Origin of the sequence: Legionella hackeliae, from assembly GCF_000953655.1 — a bacterium.
GTDB classification, from domain to species: Bacteria; Pseudomonadota; Gammaproteobacteria; order Legionellales; family Legionellaceae; genus Tatlockia; species Tatlockia hackeliae.
Window position 1 is genome coordinate 3,124,466 of the sequence record NZ_LN681225.1, and the last position, 23,686, is coordinate 3,148,151.

Sequence of the window (23,686 nt, forward strand, 5' to 3'; positions counted from 1 at the left end):
GTAATGAAAAAAAAAGGCGCAGAAAAACTGCGCCTTTCATTCTGACTAAGAATTGCGTAAGTCAGTCCCATTGACTTGGTTCCAACTATTAATATGAATCCCGCAAACCTAAGTTTTGAATCAAAGTCTGATAACGAGCTTCATCAGTTCTTTTCAAGTATTTGAGTAACTTGCGACGTTTGTTAACTAATTCTTGCAAGCCACGTCGAGAATGAAAATCTTTTTTATGATCTTTAAAATGATCAGTTAAATATTTAATACGACCAGTCATCAGAGAAACTTGAACTTCAGGTGAGCCAGTATCTTTATCACCGCGTTTAAATTCATTAACAATTTCTGCTTTTTGTGCGCTGTTTAGCGACATATTCACTCCTAGAGATAAGCCAAGTGTTCTTTTAAAGGGAAGCATTCTACCAAGGCACGCTCACAGACACAAGTATTAGTTAATAATTTGTGCAAATTTTATTAAGCTTACTATGTTCTATCACTTTAGTGAAATTTTAAAAAATAGCGTTGCTTGCTTCCTCTGTCAAGAGACGCTTAACCGTTAATTCGCCTGAAGATAAGACACCTAAACCAATAAATTGTCTTTCATTATTCTGTAACCGCAGATAACCGTCCATACCCTCGTCATTATCATGTTTCAATACTTTTCCTTGACGCAAAGCAAGAATTTCATCATGGTTTAGGACAATTGCTGGAAAATGATTAACGGCTCGCTCCATAGGCAATAAACAACCTAATAATTCGGGCATTGACTTTTCCTGCAGGTCATCCAGACCATACATTCTTTCATTCGAAAAACCAGCAGTACATACGCGGTGCAAGCGGGTTATATGCGCACCCGGGCCAAGGTAGTCACCAATATCTTCAACTAAATTACGGATATAGGTTCCTTTGCTACAAGATACTTTAATATCAAAACTCTTGTCATGAAATGCAGTAAGTTCAAGTTGGTGAATAATTATATTACGAGCTTCACGTTCGATATTTACACCTTCCCGTGCATATTTATAAAGTGGAACACCTTTATGTTTTAGCGCGGAGAACATTGATGGAACTTGTTTAATATGACCAGTAAATTGACACATAGCCCGATGCAACTCATGTTCGGATACGGAGAAATCTTTACGCTCCTGGATAATTTGACCTAAAGCATCCCCTGTATCAGTTTTAATTCCTAATAGGGCTGTTGCTTCATAAACTTTATCCGCATCCAATAAGTATTGGCAAAATTTGGTGGCTTCACCTAAACAGATAGGAAGCATCCCTGTTGCCAAAGGATCAAGACTACCAGTATGGCCTGCTTTTTTAGCGCGATACAGTCTCTTCACACGCTGTAATACAGCATTAGATGAAAGTCCCTGAGGTTTATTAACCAGCAAAATACCATTTATTGATTGATCACAACTAATCTTGCTCATCGTCACTTTCTGATGATGGATTGGCTTCGTCAATTAAACGACTTAAGCGTCTACCATATTCAATAGATTCATCATACACAAAATGAAGTTGCGGTACTGTACGAAGTTTGACAGTCTTGGCAAGCGCTGAACGTAAATAGCTAGCCGCTGAATTAAGAATAGAAGTAGTTAATTCAACTTCATTATTTAACACAGTAAAATATACTTTAGCATGCCCTAAATCGGCAGCTACCTTTACCGATGAAATAGTTACAAAGGCAGGTAACCGCGGATCTTTAATTTCTTGCCGGATGAGTTGCGAAAGTTCGCGTTGCATCATCTCTGCGATACGATCAGTTCGCTTAAAATCGTTCCTCATAAATCCCGCTTTATTTCAATTGTTTCAAATACTTCAATTAAGTCGCCAGGCTTAACATCATTATAGTTTTTGACGCCAATACCGCATTCAAAACCCTGACGGACTTCAAGCACATCGTCTTTAAAGCGACGTAAAGATTCTAAAGTACCTTCATAGATAACAACGTTATTTCTGAGGACTCGAATTGGATTGTTTCTCTTCACAAGCCCTTCAACCACCATACAACCTGCAATAGCACCCAGCTTAGGTGAGCGGAAGACATCGCGAACCTCTGCAATACCGATGATTTCTTCTTTAAATTGCGGTGCAAGCATACCTGTCAAAGCACCTTTCACTTGATCAACGATGTCGTAAATAACACTGTAATAATGCAGTGATACTGATTCTTGTTCTGCAAGGCGCTTCGCACCACCATCTGCACGGACATTAAAACCTATCAAAATAGCATTCGAGGCAATTGCCAAATGAACATCGGACTCAGTAATACCACCAACGCCGCTAGCAATAATTTCTACTTTTACTTCCTCGGTAGAAAGTTTAACTAACGCGTCTGCTATTGCTTCAACTGAACCTTGAACGTCTGCTTTCAGGACAATGTTCAATACTTTGACTTCAGCAGAAGTCATTGTTTCAAAAATACCTTCCAGTGAAGATTTTTGTCGTCGAGCTAATTTAACATCACGGAATTTGCCCTGACGGAATAATGCGACCTCACGTGCACGCTTTTCATCTGGAACCACAACGGCTTCATCACCAGCATGAGGTACAGCAGATAAACCAAGAACCTCAACAGGGATAGAAGGGCCTGCGCTATCGACCAGGGACCCATTATCGCTAACCAAGGCCCGAACACGACCATATTGTAAGCCAGCAAGAAGAATGTCGCCTTTATGTAAAGTACCACTTTGTACCAGGACTGTAGCTACAGGTCCTCGACCTTTATCGAGGCGCGACTCGATAACAACCCCTTTAGCTGCGCCATCTGTCAGCGCTTCCAGTTCCAATACTTCAGACTGTAATAAAACTGCATCTAAAAGCTCATCAATTCCCAACCCAGTCTTAGCAGAAATCTGCATAAACATGGTATCTCCGCCCCAAGACTCAGGGATAACTTCATAGCCAGATAATTCATTCATTACGCGATCAGGATCTGCATCGGGTTTATCCATTTTGTTGACAGCAACAATTATAGGTACATTAGCTGCCTTGGCGTGTTGAACAGCCTCAATTGTTTGCGGTTTAACACCATCATCAGCAGCAACAATAAGAATAACAATATCCGTTACCTGTGCTCCACGTGCACGCATTGCTGTAAATGCAGCGTGACCTGGGGTATCAAGAAAGGTAATTTCCCCTTTAGGTGTACTTACGTGATAAGCACCTATATGTTGCGTAATTCCACCCGCTTCGCCTGCGGCAACTTTTGTGCGTCGAATATAGTCAAGTAATGAGGTCTTACCATGGTCAACGTGTCCCATGATAGTAACAACTGGCGCACGAGACTCAGTATGGCTGCCATGGCTAATTACATCACCTAATGTGTCCTCAATAGCATTTTCTTTCAGCATATGAGGTTTATGCCCCATTTCTTCGACGACTATTACAGCAGTGTCCTGGTCAATCACCTGGTTAATTGTAGCCATTGCACCAAGGCCCATCATCACCTTAATAACTTCTGCTGCTTTGACAGACATACGTTTTGCAAGCTCTGCAACAGTAATGGTTTCAGGAATCGCTACTTCGCGAACAACAGGTGCTGTAGGCATAGCAAAACCATGAGTGAGAGCCTCTTCTGCTTCTCTATATTTTTCAGATTTTTCATTGCCTTTGCGTTTTTTGGGCTTATTACGCTTCGGACGACCATGCATCAAACGATCTTCATCATCCTGCTCAGGAGCTACATATTTACTCTTTTTCTTTCCGCGTTTAAAATCAGAGTCTGATTCAGTTTCTTTTTTCTCGTGGTGTTTCTTCTTCCCTGCCTTTTCAACTTTCTCTTCCAGTTGTTCGACAGGTCCTTCAACAACATCTACTCCGTTTGCAGCTATACTCGCTGGTATAGTAGCTTCATGAACCTCTTCTTTAATTTCTTCCTCTTGCATCTTTTCTGAAATAACCTCTTGAGCTTCATCTTGTTCCATGACTACTTCTTCATGAGCTGTTGTAGCTGTTTCTGGCATTTCATTTACTTCCGCTGCTACATTAATCTCTTCAGTCACTTCACCCATTGCGTCAGCAGGTATTGTATTTTCCACCTCAACTTCAGCTTCTTCCTGTTGTTCTAGTACGCTTCGCTTTACGTATGTCCGTTTTTTGCGAACTTCTACGTTAACCGTTTTACCACTGTGGACATCATGGCCAACAGTGACTTGCGTTAAACTTTTACGCTTTAATGTAATACGTTCAGGGGTAGAACGAACTTCCCGATTTGCACTTAGGTAATTCAATAAGATTCGTTTTTGATCTTCATTCAGTGTTTGGTTATCATCAGTAAAAGCCAGGCCCGCTTCCTGTAACTGATCTAATAGGCGTTTAGCAGGGATACCAACGACCTGAGCCAATTGTTTAACCGTCACATCCGCCATAATTTACCCCCTTTCGGCAATTTCATGAAGAAACTGCTCTAAAAATTCTAATGCTTCAAGCTTTTATAAAGTTCTAAATCAAAATTGCATGTTTGTGCTTTTTGATAAGCCCGAAAATCCTCTAGAGCAGGATTTTTATGTCCTGACTCTCAATTCATCCAGTCTGATTATTCTTTATTGAAACCACGGCTCCCGTGCTTTCATAATAAGTTCAGCGGCTTTTTCTTCTGTCATGTCCTTAATATCTAACAATTCATCAACTGATTGTTCAGCTAATTCATCCATGGTTGTAATTCCTCTGGCTGCCAAATTAGTAGCCAGGGCTTCCGTCATGCCTTCCATATTTAGCAATGATTCGGAAGGAGTTCCTGGTAAACTTTGACCAGACGTTAAAGCCTGAGTTAACAAAATATCGTTAGCACGATTTCGTAACTCTTCCACAATTTCTTCATCAAATTCCTCAATTGCCAACAATTCCTCTTTAGGTACGTAGGCAACCTCTTCCAATGAAGAAAAACCATTTGCGACCAGAAGATTTGCAATTTCTTCATCGACTTCTAATGCCGAAGTAAACAAATTAATAATTTTGCTCGACTCTTCCAGGCTTTTATTGTTGAACTCTTCAATAGTCATCACGTTTAAAGTCCAACCTGTGAGCTGACTTGCTAATCTAACATTTTGACCACTACGTCCAATGGCTTGCGATAACTGTTCTTTTTGAACTGCCAAGTCCATAGTATGTGTATCTTCATCAACAACAATCGATGAAATATCCGCAGGAGCCATTGCGTTGATTACCAATTGTGCAGGATTATCATCCCATAAAATAATATCTACGCGCTCTCCACCTAATTCGCTGGACACTGCTTGAACACGTGCACCACGCATACCTACGCAAGCACCCACTGGATCGATTCGTCCGTCATTTGTTTTGACAGCAATTTTAGCGCGATTACCTGGCTCCCGAGCAGCCGCTTTGATTTCAATGATGTTTTCACCAATTTCTGGTACTTCAATGCGGAAGAGCTCAACTAGCATTTCATTACGAACTCGGCTAACAAAAAGTTGCGGACCTCTTGCCTGTGGCACGATCTCATAAAGGTAAGCACGTACACGATCATTAGGTCTAAACATTTCGTTCGGAAGCATTTCACTACGTGGCATAAACGCTTCTGCTTTCCCGCCCAAGTCGATAATAATATTATCGCGTGTGACTTTCTTCACTACACCATAAATTAGTTGTCCCAATTTGTTTTTAAACTGGTCGACTACTTGTTGTCTTTCAGCTTCTCGAACTTTTTGCATAATCACTTGGCGAGCAGTTTGTGCAGCAATTCGGCCAAACTCCACAGAAGGCATAGGCTCTTCAATACGTTCACCAACTTCTATTGAGGGAGAGCGCTCTTTTGCTTGAGCAAGTGTCAATTGTCTTTCTGGAAATTCTAACTCATCCTCAGCAACTACTTCCCAATAACGGAATGTTTCATACTCACCAGTTCGAGGATCCAATTTTACTCTTACACCAATATCTTTATCTGTGAGCTTACGAGTAGCAGATTCAAGTGCCGCTTGGATGGCTTGCAACACAACATCCTTACTTACACCTTTTTCATTAGATAATGCCTCAGCAACTAATAACAATTCTTTGCTCATTGTTCGCCTCACTCGCCTGTCAAATTTGCTTTTACTATTTGGGAAAATTGCACTTCTAGCTGCTTGTCACCTATTTTCAATATTAAAGTATCTTCATCTGTCGAAATGATCGTACCAGATAGTTTCCGGCTACCATTTATCGGTTTAAATACTTTGATCTGAACATCATGGCCTATATATCTTTCATATTGCTCTTTATAAAAAAGAGGACGAGGAATTCCTGGTGAAGATATTTCCAAACTGTAATTCCCAGAAATAGGATCTTCAACATCCAGCAGTGCACTAATTTGCTTGCTTACACGCTCACAATCTTCAATACCAATACCGTTCTCTTTATCAATATAAATACGTAGCAGGGAATGTTTTCCTTGAGACAAGTACTCGCAACCCCATAATTCGTACTCTAAATCTTCTATCAAAGGTTTTAATAATTGTTCAATTTCGCTTTTTATCATATGCTACTCGGCTACCCACTATTGTCTTAATCAGCAGGCACTATTTTTGGAATGATCTTCATCTGTGTTCATGATGAAAATGGCGCGCCTAGCATAACTCCTTTCTTACTTGTGCAGATACTATCCAGAGAAAGTAGGTTTGAGTAATGCCCAATCAATAATTTAATCACACATTACCATTTTAAACATAATAAAAAACCCCATAAATGGGGTTTCTAATAGTGGTAGCGGGGGCAGGATTTGAACCTACGACCTTCGGGTTATGAGCCCGACGAGCTACCAGGCTGCTCCACCCCGCATCAACTGAGGCCAAGTATACTCACCCTTCATTTAGTTATCAAGTTTTTTTTAGCTTTTACGCTTACTATTTACATATACATCACAGCAAACAAAAAATTTGATAATTGGAGATGGAGTTATTGATTATTTTTTGATAATAATTATTCAGTAAAACCCTTACTTCTCATATTTTATACGTTACTTTTTTGCAAAGTATACTCTGATCTTTATCTAAAAATTATAGTAGCGAAATTTTTTTTTTTTAAAATTTTAAAAGATTTCTTTAAATAAATTTCAAAATTTTACTCTTAGTAAACTCGCAAATAGTTTTTTTAGTAAAAACTTGACTATGCTTTTAGTATGAATATTTAGAGTCATCGCTATGCCTCGTATTGAATCTGATGAGTTAGTACAACTTGCAAGAAAATTTGATAAAATTCAATCAAGTGATATGTTAGGCTCTTTCTTTTCTAATTTAGATGAACTTGAACACCGAGTTCATCTAAAAGTGAATCAAATATTAAATACAAATTTTGATCCGACATTACCATTAAGCAAACAAGATGTTGCTAAACAATTAAAAAATTTTCAAGAACAATTAAATTTAATTTTTTCATTAAGAATAAAAGCCATCTCCCAGTATAGAATGTTACGAGACGAGGAAAAAATTATTGTTTGGACTAGTTATTCAAAAACAACTGATGCAAATCCTAACTCCTCTAACAAACCGCTTAAACCGCAAATGCAGTTTGAAATATTTGAGATACTCAGCACCTACATAGAAGAAAAATCGTCCTCAAATATCCATCCTATTTTATTGGCTGATTTCTTTAAGTTATTAAGTTTTCCTGCAGGATTAAACTTGCTGAATAAATTTAGAAACCACCTTCAAGGTGGTAGGATTATTGAGTTTCAACCTGATGAGGATTATGTTGCAGCAATGGTACCTGAAACACCTTCGGATGCATTCGCCTTTCAAACACAAGGATCCGCTGACAAAGTTAAAGCATTCTCTGGATTTGATCTTGATGATTTGAAATCATATTATGTTAAAGATCCAACTGCTCACTCATCCCACGGCACCGAGCCAAAAAAAGCATTAGAAAAAGTGATAGTTGCAATTCCTAAAACCCAAAATATGGAAATTATTTTTGCAAAAGGTACTAAACAACAGATTGTATACTCCATTTCGCCTTCTTATCGTGCTCTTTATCACGAATTGACTCATGCCCATCGAAGTTTAAAAGGTAGTCATAAAAAGAAATATGCATTTCCTGCACATCTTGGTATTTTTTATAGCAAAAATGCTGAAGAATTATGGACAATCAATTTAGGAAAAACCAGTGAAAAAGCATTAAGTCGAGATGATCAGCTACCCGAACGAATAGGACATTTCTCAATTACGCTCTATAAAGAAAATGATCATCTAACAACCTCATTAAATCAGGAACAAGTCCGACGAACCGAAATGAAGATTCTCGCTTGTACCATTAAAGCTCAACTGCTTTCAGGAAAGAAAGATTTCATCGGCATTGCTTACCAAGGGCAGAATCGACCTCGTCAGGATCGCCTGGAAGTTGATTTAAGTTGGCAAAAAGGGAACTTTATTTTTGATAAGGCTAATGCGCTGTTTTTTATCATGGATTCTAAACTATCAAACAGCTCCTTTCGCATGGCAAATCTTTTATCGAGTAAATTTTATCGAAGTGAACTCCTGAATGTTGATTTCACTGGGAGCGTTCTTGACTCTATTGAACTACAAAATTCAAATCTAAGCTCTAGTCAATTGAATAAATGTAACCTGTTGAATGCTTCTCTAAGCACCGGCAATTTCGATGGGGTGCAATTGACACAAGCAAAAGTAAATAATTCTAAAATTACTAATTGCAGCTTTTTAGGCGCGAATTTTAGTAAGTCACAGATTAGTAATACTGTATTTGAGAATGTCGATTTTAGTGGGGTGATACTAGACGATGTACTTTTTAATAATGTGCAATTTAAGAACTGTAGATTTACTAATGCGATTGCCAGTAAAATGAAAATGATGCATTGTTCACTTGAAGATGTGAGCTTTCATTATGCGAACATGGATCAATGTTCAATTGACGGCGAATTGAAAAGTGTTGATTTTGTGACAGCTTCTATGAATAAATGCATCGTAACAAATTCACTAACAGGCCACTCACCATCTATTTAAATACCATACACTGACTGCAAAAAAGGCAAGGAATTGAAAATACCTGGCCTTTTTTCTAGCATTTAGGAAAATGCACTCAAACAAGCATTAATTAATCCGGCTGGGAATATTCCCAACAATAGCAGTGATAAACTGTTTGCGGAGAAAATTAAATTCATTGGGGCTGATAGTTGTACTGGGGTACTGTCAACTGCATCATCAAAGTACATTACTTTAACGATACGAACATAGTAGTAAGCACCAATAACCGCAAAGATTAAGCCCAACACAGCAACCCATGTCAGATGGACATCAACAAGTGCCTTTAATACCAATAACTTCGTAAAAAATCCTACGGTTGGTGGTACACCGGCCATGGAAAACATGACGATTAGCATCATAAATGCAATCCAGGGATTACGTTTATTTAGCCCTTTTAAGTCATCTACTGCTTCCACCTCAATCCCATTTTTGGAGAGCAACACAATTAATCCGAAGGCAGCCACCGTCATAATAGAATAAACAAGTATATAATAAAGCGCTGCGGCATAGCCTGCAGTAGTGGCAGTCAATAAACCAAATAGAGCATAACCAATATGAGAAATTGCAGAGTAAGCTAATAGACGCTTAATATTGGATTGCGTAATTGCCAAAATATTACCCAATCCTGTAGATAGTAGGGCCATAACAATCAATATTTGCTGCCATTGTACTGAGGCATCAGGAAGGCCTATCGTGAGAATACGGAAGGCCATACCCAGCGCTGCAATTTTTGGTGCAGCACTTAGGAATAGAGTCACTGATGTAGGTGCACCTTGGTAAACATCTGGTGCCCACATATGAAACGGGGTAGCAGCTAATTTAAAACCAACACCCGCTAAAATAAATACCAGAGCAAAGGACAAGAGCGTATTTTGTTGTTGCCAATTTGCAGCTACAGCATTAGCTATGTCCATTAAATCGAGCTTACCAGTAGCACCATATAATAACGATAAACCATACAACAGCATACCTGAGGCAATAGCCCCCATGACAAAGTATTTCATCGCTGCTTCTGCTGCATCACTATTGGTGCGTCGAATTGCTGTCATTGCGTAAAGAGGCAATGAAAGTAATTCTAGCCCAAGATAAATGGTTAATAGTGAGTGTGCTGAAACAAGAACCATCATCCCTAAAGTCGAAAACAAACCGAGAATATAATAGTCACCCGATGGGATTTGACGTTCGTCAATATAGTGCCTTGAATATAAGAAACACAGAAAGACAGTTAAATAGATAAATAACTTCATAAGCTGAGCGATATCATCGCTAATGAATAGACCACCTAAGATTGTTACCTTAAAACTACCAAGAAATAAAAAGCTAACTGCAGCAGCCAAGATAAGACCAATCTCTGCAATAACAAATGCAATCGAAGCAAAGCGATCACGTAAAAATAGATCGGCCAGCAAGGCAACACAGGCTGTAATTAGCACAATCATTTCAGGCAAAGCAATGTGTAGATTCTCTAATAATACTGTCATGTCAGTTTAACCTTGCTAGTTATAGTTTTGATTTGTTGGCTTCAGCCAAAGTATGGCTCACAGATTGATGTACATAATCCAGTATGGGCTTTGGATACACGCCCATTCCTATTACCATCAAAGCGAGTAGTACATAAGCACTGATCTCAAAGCCTGTAAGGTCTTTTAGGTTAGCGACTTTATCATTCGCAACCGGCCCAAAAATTACTCGCTTATACATCCATAATGTATAGGCGGCACCAATAATAAGGGTGGTTGCAGCCCAAAAAGCTATCCAAAAATTAGCTTTGACCGCCCCTAAAATAACCATGAATTCGCCCACAAAGCCTGAGGTACCGGGTAAACCAGCATTGGCCATAGCAAACAGCATAAAAAATGAGGCGAAGATAGGCATAGTATTCACAATCCCACCAAAATCTTTCACTTGTCTGGTGTGCATACGATCGTATATGAAACCCACTCCAGCAAACATTGCACTAGAAACAAAGGCATGTGAAATCATTATGATAATTGCACCCTCAAGTACTAAAGCAGCATTGCGAATACCGGATTGATGAGCAATAGCAAAAATTGCGAAACAGCCTAAAGTAACAAATCCCATGTGTGAGATAGAGGAATAAGCAATCAAGCGCTTCATATCTTGCTGAATAATAGCAACTAATCCGACATAGACTACTGCTATTAACGATAACGCAATCATAACCATTGCATATTTACTACATGCATCGGGTACTATTGGTAATGCAAACCGGATAAACCCGTAAGCACCTAACTTCAATAAAATAGCTGCTAATACTATCGAGCCGCCAGCTGGAGCTTCAGTGTGCGCATCAGGTAACCAGGTATGTACAGGAAACATTGGAATCTTAATTGCAAAACCAAGAAAGAAAGCAATAAAGATAAGCGTTTGCGCTGTCATTCCTAACTTAATCGCATAAAGCGTTTCAATTTTGAATGAACCCACAATATACCCCATGTATAAAAATGAGGCTAACATGAGAACAGAGCCTAAAAAGGTATATAGGAAGAATTTAATCGCGGCATAAACCCGATTATCTGATCCCCAAATACCAATAATTAAATACATTGGAATAAGTGTTGCTTCCCAGAAAATATAGAAAACAATCGCATCAAGAGAGGCAAAAACCCCGACTAAGAAGCCTTGCATAATCAAAAAAGCTGCCATGTATTGAGCTACGCGTTTATGAATGCTGTCCCAAGTGGCTAAAATAACAATAAGATTAGTGAATATGCTCAATACAATAAGTAATAAAGACAATCCGTCAATGCCAAGACTATAGTTAATACCTAAACTAGGCATCCAGGGATATTCATCAACAAATTGCATTGTATAGGAGTTGGAATCAAATCCAGTGACCAAAGGAATGCACATAATCAGCGTTAATAACACTGTAAAAAGAGCTAAATAACGCGATACATTAGGATTGTTATCATCACCAGTGAGAAATACAAACACACCGCCGATGATAGGCAACCAGATCAATAAATTGAGCAAATGATGCATACCTTCACCTTATAATCAGCCTAGTAACAACCAGCATAAGAAAATAAACAGACCAAACACCATTACGGTTGCATAATGGTATAGATAACCACTTTGAATAGCACGTCCTTTTTGGGCAAACCATCTTACAGTACGACCAGTTCCATTCACTATCATGCCATCAATAAGCTTTTGGTCACCTGTATTATAAAAGAAGCGACCAAGCGCTTTGGATCCACGCACAAAAACAAGATTATTAAAGGCATCAAACCCATATTTATTAACAAGAATGCGATACAACCAGGACAATCTTTGCGACAAAATTACAGGTATTTGAGGCATAGCAATATAGCAAACCCATGCGATCAATATTCCTGCTATAGTAATCCAAAAAGTTAAGGTGGTTACTGAATGCAACGCTTCTTTCCATGGTGAAGAAACTTCTTTAGCAATTTCACCAAGAACATTATGCTCTGGTAAGACAAACAATGACTTTCCTAATAATGAAGGAGCATCAAAAAGCATTGGCATGTAAAGGATATAGCCAATGATTAGCGATGGAATCGCCAACAATACTAAAGGAAGCCATACGACCCATGGTGATTCGTGTAAATGGGACAGCGTATGTTCGTCCATTCTTGGCGTACCATGGAATGTCATAAACAAAGCGCGGAAGGTATAGACTGCAGTGACCATAGCACCGACTGCCACACAGAAATAGGCATAACCACTACCAGGGATTTCTGAAAGTTTTGCTGCTTCGATAATGGTATCTTTTGAATAAAAACCAGCAAAAGGAGGCAGGGCACAAAGCGCTAAACTACCGATGACAAATGTAATGTAGGTAATAGGCATTTTATTCCAAAGTCCACCCATTTTACGCATATCTTGTTCATGGTGCATACCGATGATTACTGAACCGGCTCCCAAGAATAATAGCGCTTTAAAACAGGCGTGCGTTAGTAAATGAAACATTCCTGCGCTATAAGCTGAAGCACCCATAGCTACCATCATATATCCTAATTGAGACAGCGTTGAATATGCCACTACTCGCTTAATGTCGTTCATGACTATGGCAAGTATTCCAGTAAATAGAGCACCAGTCGCACCAATGACTAAAATGGTGCTAAGTGCTGTAGTAGACAATTCGACCAATGGCGAAATGCGGGCAATCATGAAAACACCCGCGGTTACCATCGTTGCTGCATGGATGAGCGCTGAAATTGGTGTAGGACCCTCCATGGATTCAGGCAACCATACATGCAAGGGAACTTGAGCAGATTTACCCATTGCTCCAACGAAAAGTAATAAGCAGATCACTGTAATTACTGACCAAGAATGACCTGTGAAAATATCTATCGTTTGGCTTGTCAATGCATTTGCGCTGCGGAACACTGTTTCATAATCTAAACTGCCTGTATAAGCCAGAACCATACCAATGCCTAAAACAAATCCGAAATCACCAACACGATTTACGAGGAATGCTTTTAAGCCACCTTCGATGGCAGATTCTTTTTGATACCAAAAACTGATTAGCAAATAGGAAACTAAGCCCACACCTTCCCAACCAAAGAATAGTTGTAAGAAATTATTGGCTGTTACCAACATTAACATCATAAATGTGAATAAAGAGATATAGCTAAAAAAGCGTTGATAGCCATCATCATCAACCATATAACCAATACTGTAAATATGCACAAGAAATGAGACAAAATTTACAATGACCAGCATGACCACGGTTAATGGGTCAATTAAAAAGCCAATATGAAACGCATAGGGAAATAAATCACCACCATTTGCCCAAGTGTATAAATTTATATTTACTGGGTCAACTTTTCCGCTAAGAATTTCTACAGCAACATAAATGGACAATATTAACGAGATACCCACGCCGGCAATAGTTACCGAATGTGCTCCTACACGCCCAATTTGATTGCGAAATAATCCAGCAACCACTGAGCCAACCAGAGGTGCGAGAACAATTACGAGACATAGTTGTTGTATACTCACGTTATCAACCTTTTAAATGATTCATCTTGTCAACATCAATATTGCCCCGATTACGATAGAGCAACATCACAATGGCTAAACCTATTGCCGCTTCGGCAGCAGCAACGGTTAAGATAAAGAAGACAAAAACCTCGCCAGTGACTCCCCCGTAATAGTGAGAAAAGGCGATAAAGTTGGTATTTACCGACAACAACATGAGTTCGATACAAACCAACAGCAATATGACGTTCTTACGGTTAAGCATGATGCCGACTAAGCTTAATCCAAACAAAATTGCAGCCAATATCAGATAGTTATTTACTGGTATCATTAATTTGTCCTGGTTATTTCTCTGATTTCATTTTAATAAGTTCAACTCTATCCTCATGGCGCGTCATGATTTGCTTGGTAATATCTTGACGCTTGGAGCGAATAGCTCCTCGATGAGCAAGAGTAATGGCAGAGACAATCGCTACCAATAGCAATACTGCCGCAATTTCAAAAGCAAAGACGTAATCGGTGTAAAGAACCAAGCCGATTTCTTCAGTATTAGAGACTGCCTTTAAAGGCGCGACATAATTTTCATCGTCTACACTTGTTGCTGTTGCGTGCGCTGTAGTCTCAACTGCTTTGTTAAATGATTCTTCGGGAATTGCCACGAGTAGTAGGCCTGTCAGTAATGCTACTAATATCAAACCAAAGGGCAGATAACGAACAAAATGCGACTTCATCGATTCAACATCGATATTTAGCATCATGACCACGAATAAAAATAATGTCATTACTGCCCCGACATACACAAGTACTAAAATCAGTGCTAAAAATTCAGCCTCAGCAATAATCCATAGTACAGCGCTTGCAAAAAACGTTACCACTAAGAATAGAACACAGCGAACAGGGTTATTTTGAGTAATAACCATCACAGCAGACAGCAGTGCTAGTCCAGCAAAGATATAGAAAACTATTTGTACCAATAAGTCATGCATTTCTCACCCCATTAGCGCCATTCTTTATCGGCTTCTCGATCAGCGGCCAATTGTTTTTCCATTAAATCACCAACAGCCAACAATTTTTCTTTTGTCATTATGTTTTGACCGCGTTCACTGACATGATAATGATGAATTGGCGTTACAACGATTGAATCAACAGGACAAGATTCTTCACATAAGCCACAGTTGATACACTTGAACATATCAATATCATAGCGTGTTGTACGTCGTGAACCATCTTCACGTGGCTCAGACTCAATGGTAATCGCTAAAGCTGGGCATACAGCTTCGCATAACTTACAAGCGATGCATCGCTCTTCACCATTAGGATAACGTCTTAAAGCCAGCATCCCACGGAAACGTGGAGATAATGGTGTTTTTTCTTCAGGAAACTGCACAGTAATTTTTTTCTTAAAGAAGTACTTACCAGTTAATTTCAAACCGGTAAATAACTCCAGAAGCAAAAAGCTGCGAAGATAGTGTTTAATGTATCGGTATGCTTGTTTCATTAGCTTGCTCAATTATGACTGGTTAAAACCATGGTTTTAGTTGTGCTACTACCATTAAGGCCGTAACAATCACCCAAACTATAGTCACCGGGATCAATACCTTCCATCCTAAACGCATTAACTGATCGTAGCGATAACGCGGAAAGGTTGCACGAATCCACAGATAAACGAAGAGGAAAAATGCGACCTTGATAAACAACCAGATAAAGCCAGGCACCACAAAGAAAATATCATTTAAAAAAGGTATTCCTTCGAATGGGGATAACCATCCTCCTAGGAAGAGCAATGCTATGACAGTAGATATCAAAATCATACTGGCATATTCAGATAGGAAAAATAATGCAAACCCTATCCCAGAATATTCCACATGAAAGCCTGCAACAATTTCAGACTCACCTTCAGCTAAATCGAATGGGGCACGATTAGTTTCGGCAATACCAGAAATCCAAAATGCCAGAAAGAGGGGCAATAATGGTAAAAACCACCAATGCCATATACCACCTTGTTGAGACATTACAATGTCTGTTAAATTCATGCTGCCCGCAGCAAGCAAGACACCTACGAAGGAAAAGCCCATGGCGATTTCATAAGAGACGGTTTGTGCAGCACTTCGCAAGGCTCCAAACATAGCGTACTTGGAGTTAGAAGCCCACCCTGCAATTAGAACACCATAAACACCCAATGAACTCATGGCAAATAAATACAGAGCACCGGCATTAATATTTGTTAAAGCGATTCCTTCAGAAAAAGGAATCACTGCCCAACCCGCTAAAGCTGGTGCTAAAGCAAAGAGTGGCGCTATAACAAATAAGTACTTGTTAGACTTTGTCGGAACAATGATTTCTTTGGTAATCAGTTTTAACAAGTCAGCAAAAGGTTGCGTTAATCCACGCCAACCTACTCGGTTTGGACCGATACGCACTTGAATATAGCCGATAACCTTTCGTTCAGCATAGGTTAGATACGCCACTACCAACAGCAGCGGTACAACAATGATCACAATTTTAATGATGATCCAAAGCAGAATGCCAATATCTTGTAGCATATTTTTATCCTAACCCTTTATTGTTATTGCAGCAAAAGAGTGCCCTAGATCAATTGTCTCTGGCATTGCATTTGCCACCCAGACGACATCGGGGGCTATACGTTCGTCTCGTTTAAGCGGCAATGTTATCTCAATATCACCTTGAGATACAGTAGCAACCTCATCTAATTTCAATCGTTGAGCAGTTTCTGGATGAATTCTTATGCATGCAGTTTCTGCTGCGGCACAAACTTGTAATGCCTGTGCATGTCGAACAATCATATCTGAGCGATACAAAGGCCACTCACCCACGCGAACCAAATCTTGATTATTCACTGGCAATGACTCAGGGTAATAAGGTTGATACTTAGTCTCTGTTGTCATATTCGCTAACGACTTAATTTCTTGCAGTACATCTTCTGTAGAGAGATAGTCAAACTGTTTGCAATGCAACAAATTACCTAAAACTCTTAGTATTTTCCAGGCAGGCCTTGCCTCGCCATGAGGGGTTACAGCACCTTTCACAGTTTGCCAAGCCTGGTTGACATTGATATATGTGCCAGATGTTTCAGCATAGGGTGCTATTGGCAATATTACATCGGCATAATCTTGCATTGACTCGTGTTGAAATGCTGAAAGCATAACCACAAATTCAGCTCCCAGCATTGACTGACGAGCGCGATAAGGATTTGCAAAATCATATCCCGGTTCAACTGCCATAAGGAAGTAGCCTTTTAGCTTGGCATTTAAAGCAGCTTGCACATCAAGCCCCGGAACTTCAACTTCCTTACCAGCCACTGTTCGGTGAGGCAACATACCCGCTAACCATGCACCTGCACTGTTAGAGCCAGTTGTTAGTCTTAATACTCGAACACCGAGCTGTTCTATCTGATTGACTAACGTACGTAACAAGGAAGCTTCAGGATGATTCTCACATATTGCACCCGTAACAATAGCAGCCTTCGGTTGACGTAAGGCATTTGCAATAGCCGTGGTAGATTCATCAACTTGCAAGCCTAATAACAATTTTTGTACGGCTTCAGGAAGCTTGGTAACATCATCTGTCATCGCTAATACCAATTTTGCCATTTGCATTGGCAATTCTTGTGGCGATGCTATGATTTTATTGGTCAGTTCGAAATGATACTCGTAGTCCACAGGATTAATTGCAAAGATTGAAGCACCATTACGAAATGCCTTGCGAACACGCACACCAGCTAGTGGAACTTCACGATGGATGTTACAACCCAATAAAAGAAGAGCACTTTGGTTTTCTAATTCGAAGTAGTCTAACGAGCTGCTGGGAATAGTAGCCTGTGTGGCCTGGTCTGCAAAATCTACTTGTTGGATACGGTGGTCGATATTATTAACCCCAAGCTCTCTCATTAATTTTTGTAATAAATATAATTCTTCCAGTGTCGATGAAGAGGATGCAAATGCTGCAAATTGTTCTGGACCATGTTGCTTGATAACACGACTAATACCTTCGGCAGCAAATTTAAGAGCCGTAGTCCAGTCTACTGTTTCCCATTGGCCATTGCGCTTAATTCTAGGCTGACTTGCCCGTGCCTCATGGTTCAATCCTAAGTAGCTAAATCGATCTCTATCTGATAACCAAGTCTCATTGATAGACTCATTTTCGCGTGGAACAACACGCAAAAGCTTGTTACGTCGAACATGCAAATGGACGTTGGAGCCTAGGCAGTCATGTGGAGCCACACTGTCATGTTGGACAAGCTCCCAAGCTCTCGCTGTAAAGCGGTAGGGTTTTGAAGTTAGGGCACCTACTGGGCAGAGATCAATGATATTTCCAGACACTTCAGACGTCATGCTATGTTGTACATAAGTGCCAATTTGCATCTTCTCGCCACGACCTGTAGCACCTAGTTCCCTGACTCCAGCGACTTCTTCGCCAAAACGTACGCATCGCGTGCAGTGAATACAACGAGTCATTTCCGTGGAGATAAGCGAACCCAGGTTATCATCATCTACTGATCGCTTACTTTCCTGATATTCAGAATCGTCATAGCCAAATCCCATTGAGATATCTTGCAATTCACACTCACCACCCTGATCGCAAATAGGGCAATCAAGTGGATGATTAATTAAGAGAAACTCCATAACCGCTTTTTGTGAACGAAGAGTTTCTTCTGATTTAGTGAAAACTTTCATGCCATTTGTGATAGGCGTAGCACAAGCGGGCACTGGCTTACGGCCATTTTCAACCTCAACCAGGCACATGCGGCAATTAGCAGCAACTGATAATTTTTTATGGTAACAAAAGCGCGGAATATAAATTCCGGCTTCATCTGCTACCTCAATAATCATCTTACCGTTTTCAACTTCAAATGTTTTACCGTCGATTTCAATGGTGGCCATTGTTTAAACCTTCTCAATTATGCTGCGACGATCGAGCGTTTATGCTTAATGAAATATTCAAATTCATGATAAAAATGCTTTACGAAACTTTGCACCGGCCATGCCGCCGCTTCTCCTAAAGCACAAATGGTACGTCCCTCAATCTTATCTGCAACGTTTGCCAATTTTTCAATATCACCCGGCTCTCCGTGGCCTTCTTTAATACGATGAATAAGACGAACTAGCCAGCCTGTGCCTTCACGACAAGGTGTACATTGTCCACATGATTCATCCATATAAAACTCAGAAATGCGATAAAGAGTATCTACCATGCAGGTTGTTTCATCCATAATTATTACTGCGCCAGAACCCAAACCAGAACCAGCTTTTTGGATACTGTCATAATCCATATCCAGATTCATCATGACATCGCCAGGTAATACTTTCATTGAAGTACCCCCCGGGATAACAGCTTTAATTTTTCGACCTTCTCGCACGCCACCAGCCAACTCGAGTAGCGTTTTAAAAGGGGTCCCTAACGGTATTTCAAAATTTCCAGGCTTATTAACATGTCCACTGACACTAAAGCATTTTGCGCCACCATTATTGGGTTTGCCTAGCTTAAGGAACCATTCGCCGCCCTTTTCCATAATCACAGGAACAGAGGCAAATGTTTCTGTATTATTAATTGTTGTGGGCTTGCCATACAAACCGTAGTTTGCAGGAAATGGAGGCTTAAAGCGGGGTTGGCCTTTTTTACCTTCCAGTGAATTCAATAATGCAGTTTCTTCACCACAGATATAAGCACCAGCACCTAAGTGGTTGAACAAGTCAAAATCGACACCAGAGCCTAAAATATTTTTTCCAAGAAGTCCTGCCTCGTAAGCTTCTTTTAGAGCTGACTCCGTACGTTCAAATGGGAGCCAAAATTCACCACGAATATAATTGTAACCCACGGTTGCACCCATGGTGTAACCGGCAATCGCCATTCCTTCAATTAACTGATGCGGATTTAAGCTTAAAATTTCGCGATCTTTGCAAGTACCAGGCTCACCCTCATCTGAATTACACACAACGTATTTTTGTACGGGTGTATTGCGATTCATGAAGCTCCACTTTAGTCCAGTTGGGAAACCAGCACCACCTCGACCTCGTAATGCAGATGTTTTCAGCTCTTCAATAATTTGCTGAGGTGGGATTTGCTCTTTCAGAATACGCTGCCACGCACTATAACCACCGATACTTTGATAAGCAGCCAACGTCCAAGGCTTGTCCAAGTGAAATGTACGGTAACAGATTTGATTTAATTCAACCATGACAACTCACCTCTATCGTTCATTGGTATTGTTCCAAAACCTGGTCAATTTTTTCAGGGGTCAAGCTTTCGTGATAATCTTTATCCACTTGCATCATAGGTGCATTTACACATGCGCCCAAGCATTCTACTGTTCGTAAGGTATATTTACCATCAGGCGTTGTCTCACCAAGTTTGATACCTAATTTCTTTTGTAAATGACTAACTATTTTTGAAGAGCCACAAAGTTTGCATGAGATATTGGTACATACATTAATTAAATGTCGACCAATAGGTTTGTGCTCATACATTGTATAAAATGTAGACACCTCATAAACTGCTATTGCAGGCATATTCAGGTAATCAGCTACCGCATCCATCAATTCGGGTGTCAAATAGCCATGCTCTTCTTGCACTATTCTCAACACACTCATGACAGCCGATTGTCTTTCAGTAACCGGATATTTAGCAATCCAATGATCAATGTCATCCATACCTGCAGATGATACAAATTGACGAAGTAATTTAGCTGAATTCTCAGACATTGTTTTCTAACCCTAATACATTTTTAGTTATGCAGGTATTGCCTGCTTAATCTAGCGATCAATCTCACCAAAGACAATATCCTGACTTGCCAAAATTGCCACACCGTCAGCAAGCATGTGTCCTCGAACCATTTCATCATAGCTGGATAAATGAGCAAACCCAGGCGCTCGAATTTTTAGACGGTAAGGTTTATTGGCTCCATCTGAAACCAGATAAATACCAAACTCTCCTTTAGGCGCTTCTACTGCAGCATACACCTCGCCTTGAGGTAAGCAGAAACCTTCCGTAAATAATTTGAAATGATGAATTAATGCTTCCATATCATGTTTCATTTCTTCACGTGTCGGCGGCGTAATTTTATGGTCATCTACTCTTACAGGACCTGGATTTTTTCGAAGCCATTCAATACATTGTCTAACGATTTGGTTAGATTGGCGTAATTCAGCTACACGAACGAGGTATCGGTCGTAACAGTCACCAGTTTTACCTACTGGGATATCAAAATCCATCTTGTCATAAACCGCGTAAGGTTGCTTTTTACGCAAGTCCCAAGCAACACCTGAGCCTCGAAGCATAGGACCAGTAAAGCCCCATTGTAATGCCATATCAGGAGAAACAACACCGATATCGACAGTCCGTTGTTTCCATATACGATTGTCCGTTAGAAGCGTTTCGTATTCGTCTACACACTTAGGGAAACGTTCTGTAAATGCCCATAGAAAATCAAGTAAACTACCATGTCGGTGTTCATTCATTCTCTCAACTTCACGCTCACTATGCCAACGCGAAGGTTTATATTGTGGCATGGTATTTGGTAGGTCGCGAGCCACTCCACCAGGACGGTAGTATTTGGCATGCATGCGTGCACCAGAAACAGCCTCATAACAATCAAATAAATCTTCTCTTTCTCTGAAGCAATAAAGAAATACAGTCATTGCACCAATATCCAGTGCCGTAGCTCCCAACCAGAGAAGATGGTTTAGAATACGAGTCACTTCATCAAACATGGTTCGAATATATTGTGCTCGAATAGGGGCTTCAATTCCGAGCAATTTTTCGATTGCTAGTACGTAAGCATGTTCATTACACATCATGGACACGTAATCCAAACGGTCCATGTAACCAACATTTTGTAAAAAAGGTTTTGTTTCAGCTAATTTTTCAGTAGCACGGTGTAATAGGCCAATGTGTGGATCAGCCCGCACAATTGTTTCACCTTCCAGCTCCATGACAAGCCGTAATACTCCATGCGCCGCAGGGTGTTGCGGACCAAAATTGAGCGTATAATTTTTTAATTCAATCATTGCTCATCCCCTTGTGTTTTTGGATCGATATAGCGGTTATCATTCCGAATTACCTTAGGTACGAGTATTCTTGGCTCGATATCTACTGGTTCATAAATGACTTGCTGTACGCGAGCATCGTAACGCATTTCCACGTGCCCACTTAGGGGAAAATCTTTACGGAATGGATGACCAATAAATCCATAATCTGTCAAAATTCGACGTAAATCAGGGTGGCCATCAAATAAAATTCCATATAAATCATAAGCTTCACGCTCAAACCAATTGGCAGATTTCCATATGTCATGAACAGAAGGAACTATTAAATGTGATTCATTTAAAAATACTTTCACACGTACACGATGATTTTTTGTTGTAGATAATAGATGATAAACAACTGCAAAGCGTGGCTTAGAAAGCGCATATGCTTTTGCAGACTGACGCTCTACCCCTCTGGAAAAACCATGTTCAGTAGCTGATTCTGTTTCCCAATCATAATCACCATAGAGTAAATAATCCACGCCACAAACGTCGACGAGTTGATTAAATTCAAATGCCTCATGATCGCGCAATTGATATAGTGCAGTTTTTAGGTAGTTGGCTTCGCATTCTAAAGTAATCTCACCATGAGCTACTTTTGCTGAGACAATCAAGCCATTCAATTCCGCCGCTAATTTTTCAGCCAAATTTGTTAATTTAGTCATCTGATGCACCTGTGATGTTCTATGCTTCAATTATCTGCTTACGCCTAATTTTATTCTGTAATTGAATAATTCCGTAAAGCAGGGCTTCAGCAGTTGGAGGACAACCTGGTACATAAATATCAACAGGCACAATGCGATCGCAGCCACGAACTACAGAGTATGAATAATGGTAATATCCGCCACCGTTAGCACAAGACCCCATGGAGATTACCCATCTGGGCTCTGGCATTTGATCATATACGCGACGTAAAGCAGGTGCCATTTTATTACATAATGTACCAGCAACAATCATGACATCTGATTGACGTGGGCTAGGTCTAAAAATAATGCCAAAACGATCTAAATCATATCGTGCAGCACCGACATGCATCATCTCAACGGCGCAACATGCCAAACCGAAAGTCATGGGCCACATTGAACCGCTTCGAGCCCAACCTACTAGTTTCTCCACTGAGGTTGTGACAAAGCCAGTCTTCTGCAATTCAGCAACAGCCATAGCAAGCCTCTATAATATCTGGGTTTAATGTAACGTTATGGTTATTCCTATTGTGAAATATAAAGACGCTTACTCCCATTCAAGAGCGCCTCGTTTCCACTCATAGATAAAGCCAATTACCAATAGGCCTAAAAAGATCATCATTGCGGAAAAACCGAACCAACCAATCTTACGTAAAACTAAAGCCCAAGGAAAGAAAAATGCAGTTTCCAAATCAAATATAATAAAAAGTATAGCTACTAAATAAAATCGGACATCAAAAGGTATGTGAGAGCTTTCAAATACACCAAAACCGCATTCATAAGGTGCATTTTTGACGGAGTCTGGATTATGTTTGCCAAGCAGTGAACCTGCTGCCAACATCACAAGGCCTATTACAAGCCCTATTACGATAAAAACTAGTATTGGTAAATATTGTGATAGCATCATTCCACATCGCTCGGATTAAAATGGTGCCGAAGGCCGGACTCGAACCGGCACGGCTTACGCCACCGCCCCCTCAAGACGGCGTGTCTACCAATTCCACCACTTCGGCAT

Annotated in this window: 21 protein-coding genes and 2 tRNA genes; 1 reads left to right on the top strand and 22 read right to left on the bottom strand. The window is 40.1% G+C overall.

All coding sequences use genetic code 11. The annotated features are described in order from the left end of the window. Positions 1 to 88 precede the first annotated feature (88 nt). From rpsO to LHA_RS13840, 7 genes are all read right to left on the bottom strand, one after another. Positions 89 to 364 carry a 30S ribosomal protein S15 gene (rpsO, locus tag LHA_RS13810; RefSeq protein ID WP_045107058.1) on the bottom strand — a complete coding sequence of 92 codons (276 nt, stop codon included), beginning with the start codon at positions 362 to 364 and terminating at the stop codon, positions 89 to 91. A 136-nt stretch (positions 365 to 500) separates the two neighbouring features. Next, positions 501 to 1,424, bottom strand: coding sequence for a tRNA pseudouridine(55) synthase TruB (gene truB, locus LHA_RS13815; protein WP_045107059.1), 924 nt, complete (start codon positions 1,422 to 1,424; stop codon positions 501 to 503). Continuing rightward, positions 1,411 to 1,782 carry a 30S ribosome-binding factor RbfA gene (gene rbfA / locus LHA_RS13820; RefSeq protein WP_045107060.1) on the bottom strand — a complete coding sequence of 124 codons (372 nt, stop codon included), beginning with the start codon at positions 1,780 to 1,782 and terminating at the stop codon, positions 1,411 to 1,413. The genes truB and rbfA overlap by 14 nt, the downstream gene beginning before the upstream one ends. Next, complete coding sequence (gene infB, locus LHA_RS13825; RefSeq protein WP_045107061.1) at positions 1,779 to 4,367, bottom strand: translation initiation factor IF-2; 2,589 nt, start codon at positions 4,365 to 4,367, stop codon at positions 1,779 to 1,781. Before infB ends, rbfA begins: the two co-directional genes overlap by 4 nt. Positions 4,368 to 4,541: 174 nt before the next feature. Further along, positions 4,542 to 6,020 carry a transcription termination factor NusA gene (gene nusA, locus LHA_RS13830; protein ID WP_045107062.1) on the bottom strand — a complete coding sequence of 493 codons (1,479 nt, stop codon included), beginning with the start codon at positions 6,018 to 6,020 and terminating at the stop codon, positions 4,542 to 4,544. A gap of 8 nt (positions 6,021 to 6,028) precedes the next feature. Then, positions 6,029 to 6,475, bottom strand: coding sequence for a ribosome maturation factor RimP (gene rimP, locus LHA_RS13835; protein WP_045107063.1), 447 nt, complete (start codon positions 6,473 to 6,475; stop codon positions 6,029 to 6,031). A 222-nt stretch (positions 6,476 to 6,697) separates the two neighbouring features. Beyond that, positions 6,698 to 6,774 (bottom strand) — tRNA-Met (locus LHA_RS13840). Between the two features lie 362 nt (positions 6,775 to 7,136). On the opposite strand from LHA_RS13840, the gene LHA_RS13845 reads away from it, so the two are divergent. Further along, the gene (locus LHA_RS13845; RefSeq protein WP_045107064.1) at positions 7,137 to 8,951 is read left to right on the top strand and encodes a pentapeptide repeat-containing protein; all 1,815 of its coding nucleotides are present in this window, start codon (positions 7,137 to 7,139) and stop codon (positions 8,949 to 8,951) included. Between the two features lie 62 nt (positions 8,952 to 9,013). Here the strand turns inward: LHA_RS13845 and nuoN are convergent, their stop codons facing one another. The 15 genes from nuoN to LHA_RS13920 form a co-directional block, all read right to left on the bottom strand. Beyond that, on the bottom strand, positions 9,014 to 10,453 hold the full coding sequence (gene nuoN, locus LHA_RS13850) for an NADH-quinone oxidoreductase subunit NuoN (protein ID WP_045107065.1): 1,440 nt from the start codon (positions 10,451 to 10,453) through the stop codon (positions 9,014 to 9,016). A 19-nt stretch (positions 10,454 to 10,472) separates the two neighbouring features. Next, positions 10,473 to 11,978: an NADH-quinone oxidoreductase subunit M gene (locus tag LHA_RS13855; protein WP_045107066.1), complete on the bottom strand. Its 1,506-nt coding sequence runs from the start codon at positions 11,976 to 11,978 to the stop codon at positions 10,473 to 10,475. 15 nt (positions 11,979 to 11,993) lie between these two features. After that, positions 11,994 to 13,967 (bottom strand): NADH-quinone oxidoreductase subunit L, encoded by a 1,974-nt coding sequence (gene nuoL, locus LHA_RS13860; protein ID WP_045107067.1) that lies wholly within the window; start codon positions 13,965 to 13,967, stop codon positions 11,994 to 11,996. A 4-nt stretch (positions 13,968 to 13,971) separates the two neighbouring features. Then, positions 13,972 to 14,277, bottom strand: coding sequence for an NADH-quinone oxidoreductase subunit NuoK (gene nuoK / locus LHA_RS13865; RefSeq protein ID WP_045107068.1), 306 nt, complete (start codon positions 14,275 to 14,277; stop codon positions 13,972 to 13,974). Positions 14,278 to 14,290: 13 nt separating this feature from the next. Continuing rightward, positions 14,291 to 14,932, bottom strand: coding sequence for an NADH-quinone oxidoreductase subunit J (locus LHA_RS13870; protein ID WP_045107069.1), 642 nt, complete (start codon positions 14,930 to 14,932; stop codon positions 14,291 to 14,293). Positions 14,933 to 14,943: 11 nt separating this feature from the next. After that, positions 14,944 to 15,444 carry an NADH-quinone oxidoreductase subunit NuoI gene (gene nuoI / locus LHA_RS13875; RefSeq protein ID WP_045107070.1) on the bottom strand — a complete coding sequence of 167 codons (501 nt, stop codon included), beginning with the start codon at positions 15,442 to 15,444 and terminating at the stop codon, positions 14,944 to 14,946. 22 nt (positions 15,445 to 15,466) lie between these two features. After that, the gene (gene nuoH, locus LHA_RS13880) at positions 15,467 to 16,489 is read right to left on the bottom strand and encodes an NADH-quinone oxidoreductase subunit NuoH (RefSeq protein ID WP_045107071.1); all 1,023 of its coding nucleotides are present in this window, start codon (positions 16,487 to 16,489) and stop codon (positions 15,467 to 15,469) included. Between the two features lie 9 nt (positions 16,490 to 16,498). Next, on the bottom strand, positions 16,499 to 18,847 hold the full coding sequence (gene nuoG / locus LHA_RS13885) for an NADH-quinone oxidoreductase subunit NuoG (protein WP_045107072.1): 2,349 nt from the start codon (positions 18,845 to 18,847) through the stop codon (positions 16,499 to 16,501). A 17-nt stretch (positions 18,848 to 18,864) separates the two neighbouring features. Then, positions 18,865 to 20,142: an NADH-quinone oxidoreductase subunit NuoF gene (nuoF, locus tag LHA_RS13890; RefSeq protein WP_045107073.1), complete on the bottom strand. Its 1,278-nt coding sequence runs from the start codon at positions 20,140 to 20,142 to the stop codon at positions 18,865 to 18,867. A gap of 19 nt (positions 20,143 to 20,161) precedes the next feature. After that, positions 20,162 to 20,665 (bottom strand): NADH-quinone oxidoreductase subunit NuoE, encoded by a 504-nt coding sequence (nuoE, locus tag LHA_RS13895; RefSeq protein ID WP_045107074.1) that lies wholly within the window; start codon positions 20,663 to 20,665, stop codon positions 20,162 to 20,164. Positions 20,666 to 20,716: 51 nt separating this feature from the next. Beyond that, positions 20,717 to 21,970 (bottom strand): NADH-quinone oxidoreductase subunit D, encoded by a 1,254-nt coding sequence (locus tag LHA_RS13900; RefSeq protein WP_045107075.1) that lies wholly within the window; start codon positions 21,968 to 21,970, stop codon positions 20,717 to 20,719. Continuing rightward, positions 21,967 to 22,653 (bottom strand): NADH-quinone oxidoreductase subunit C, encoded by a 687-nt coding sequence (locus tag LHA_RS13905; protein WP_045107076.1) that lies wholly within the window; start codon positions 22,651 to 22,653, stop codon positions 21,967 to 21,969. Before LHA_RS13905 ends, LHA_RS13900 begins: the two co-directional genes overlap by 4 nt. 19 nt (positions 22,654 to 22,672) lie before the next feature. Next, positions 22,673 to 23,149 (bottom strand): NuoB/complex I 20 kDa subunit family protein, encoded by a 477-nt coding sequence (locus tag LHA_RS13910; protein WP_045107077.1) that lies wholly within the window; start codon positions 23,147 to 23,149, stop codon positions 22,673 to 22,675. Between the two features lie 69 nt (positions 23,150 to 23,218). Next, positions 23,219 to 23,575 carry an NADH-quinone oxidoreductase subunit A gene (locus LHA_RS13915; RefSeq protein WP_045107608.1) on the bottom strand — a complete coding sequence of 119 codons (357 nt, stop codon included), beginning with the start codon at positions 23,573 to 23,575 and terminating at the stop codon, positions 23,219 to 23,221. A 24-nt stretch (positions 23,576 to 23,599) separates the two neighbouring features. Further along, a tRNA-Leu gene (locus LHA_RS13920) sits at positions 23,600 to 23,684 on the bottom strand. Positions 23,685 to 23,686 lie beyond the last annotated feature (2 nt).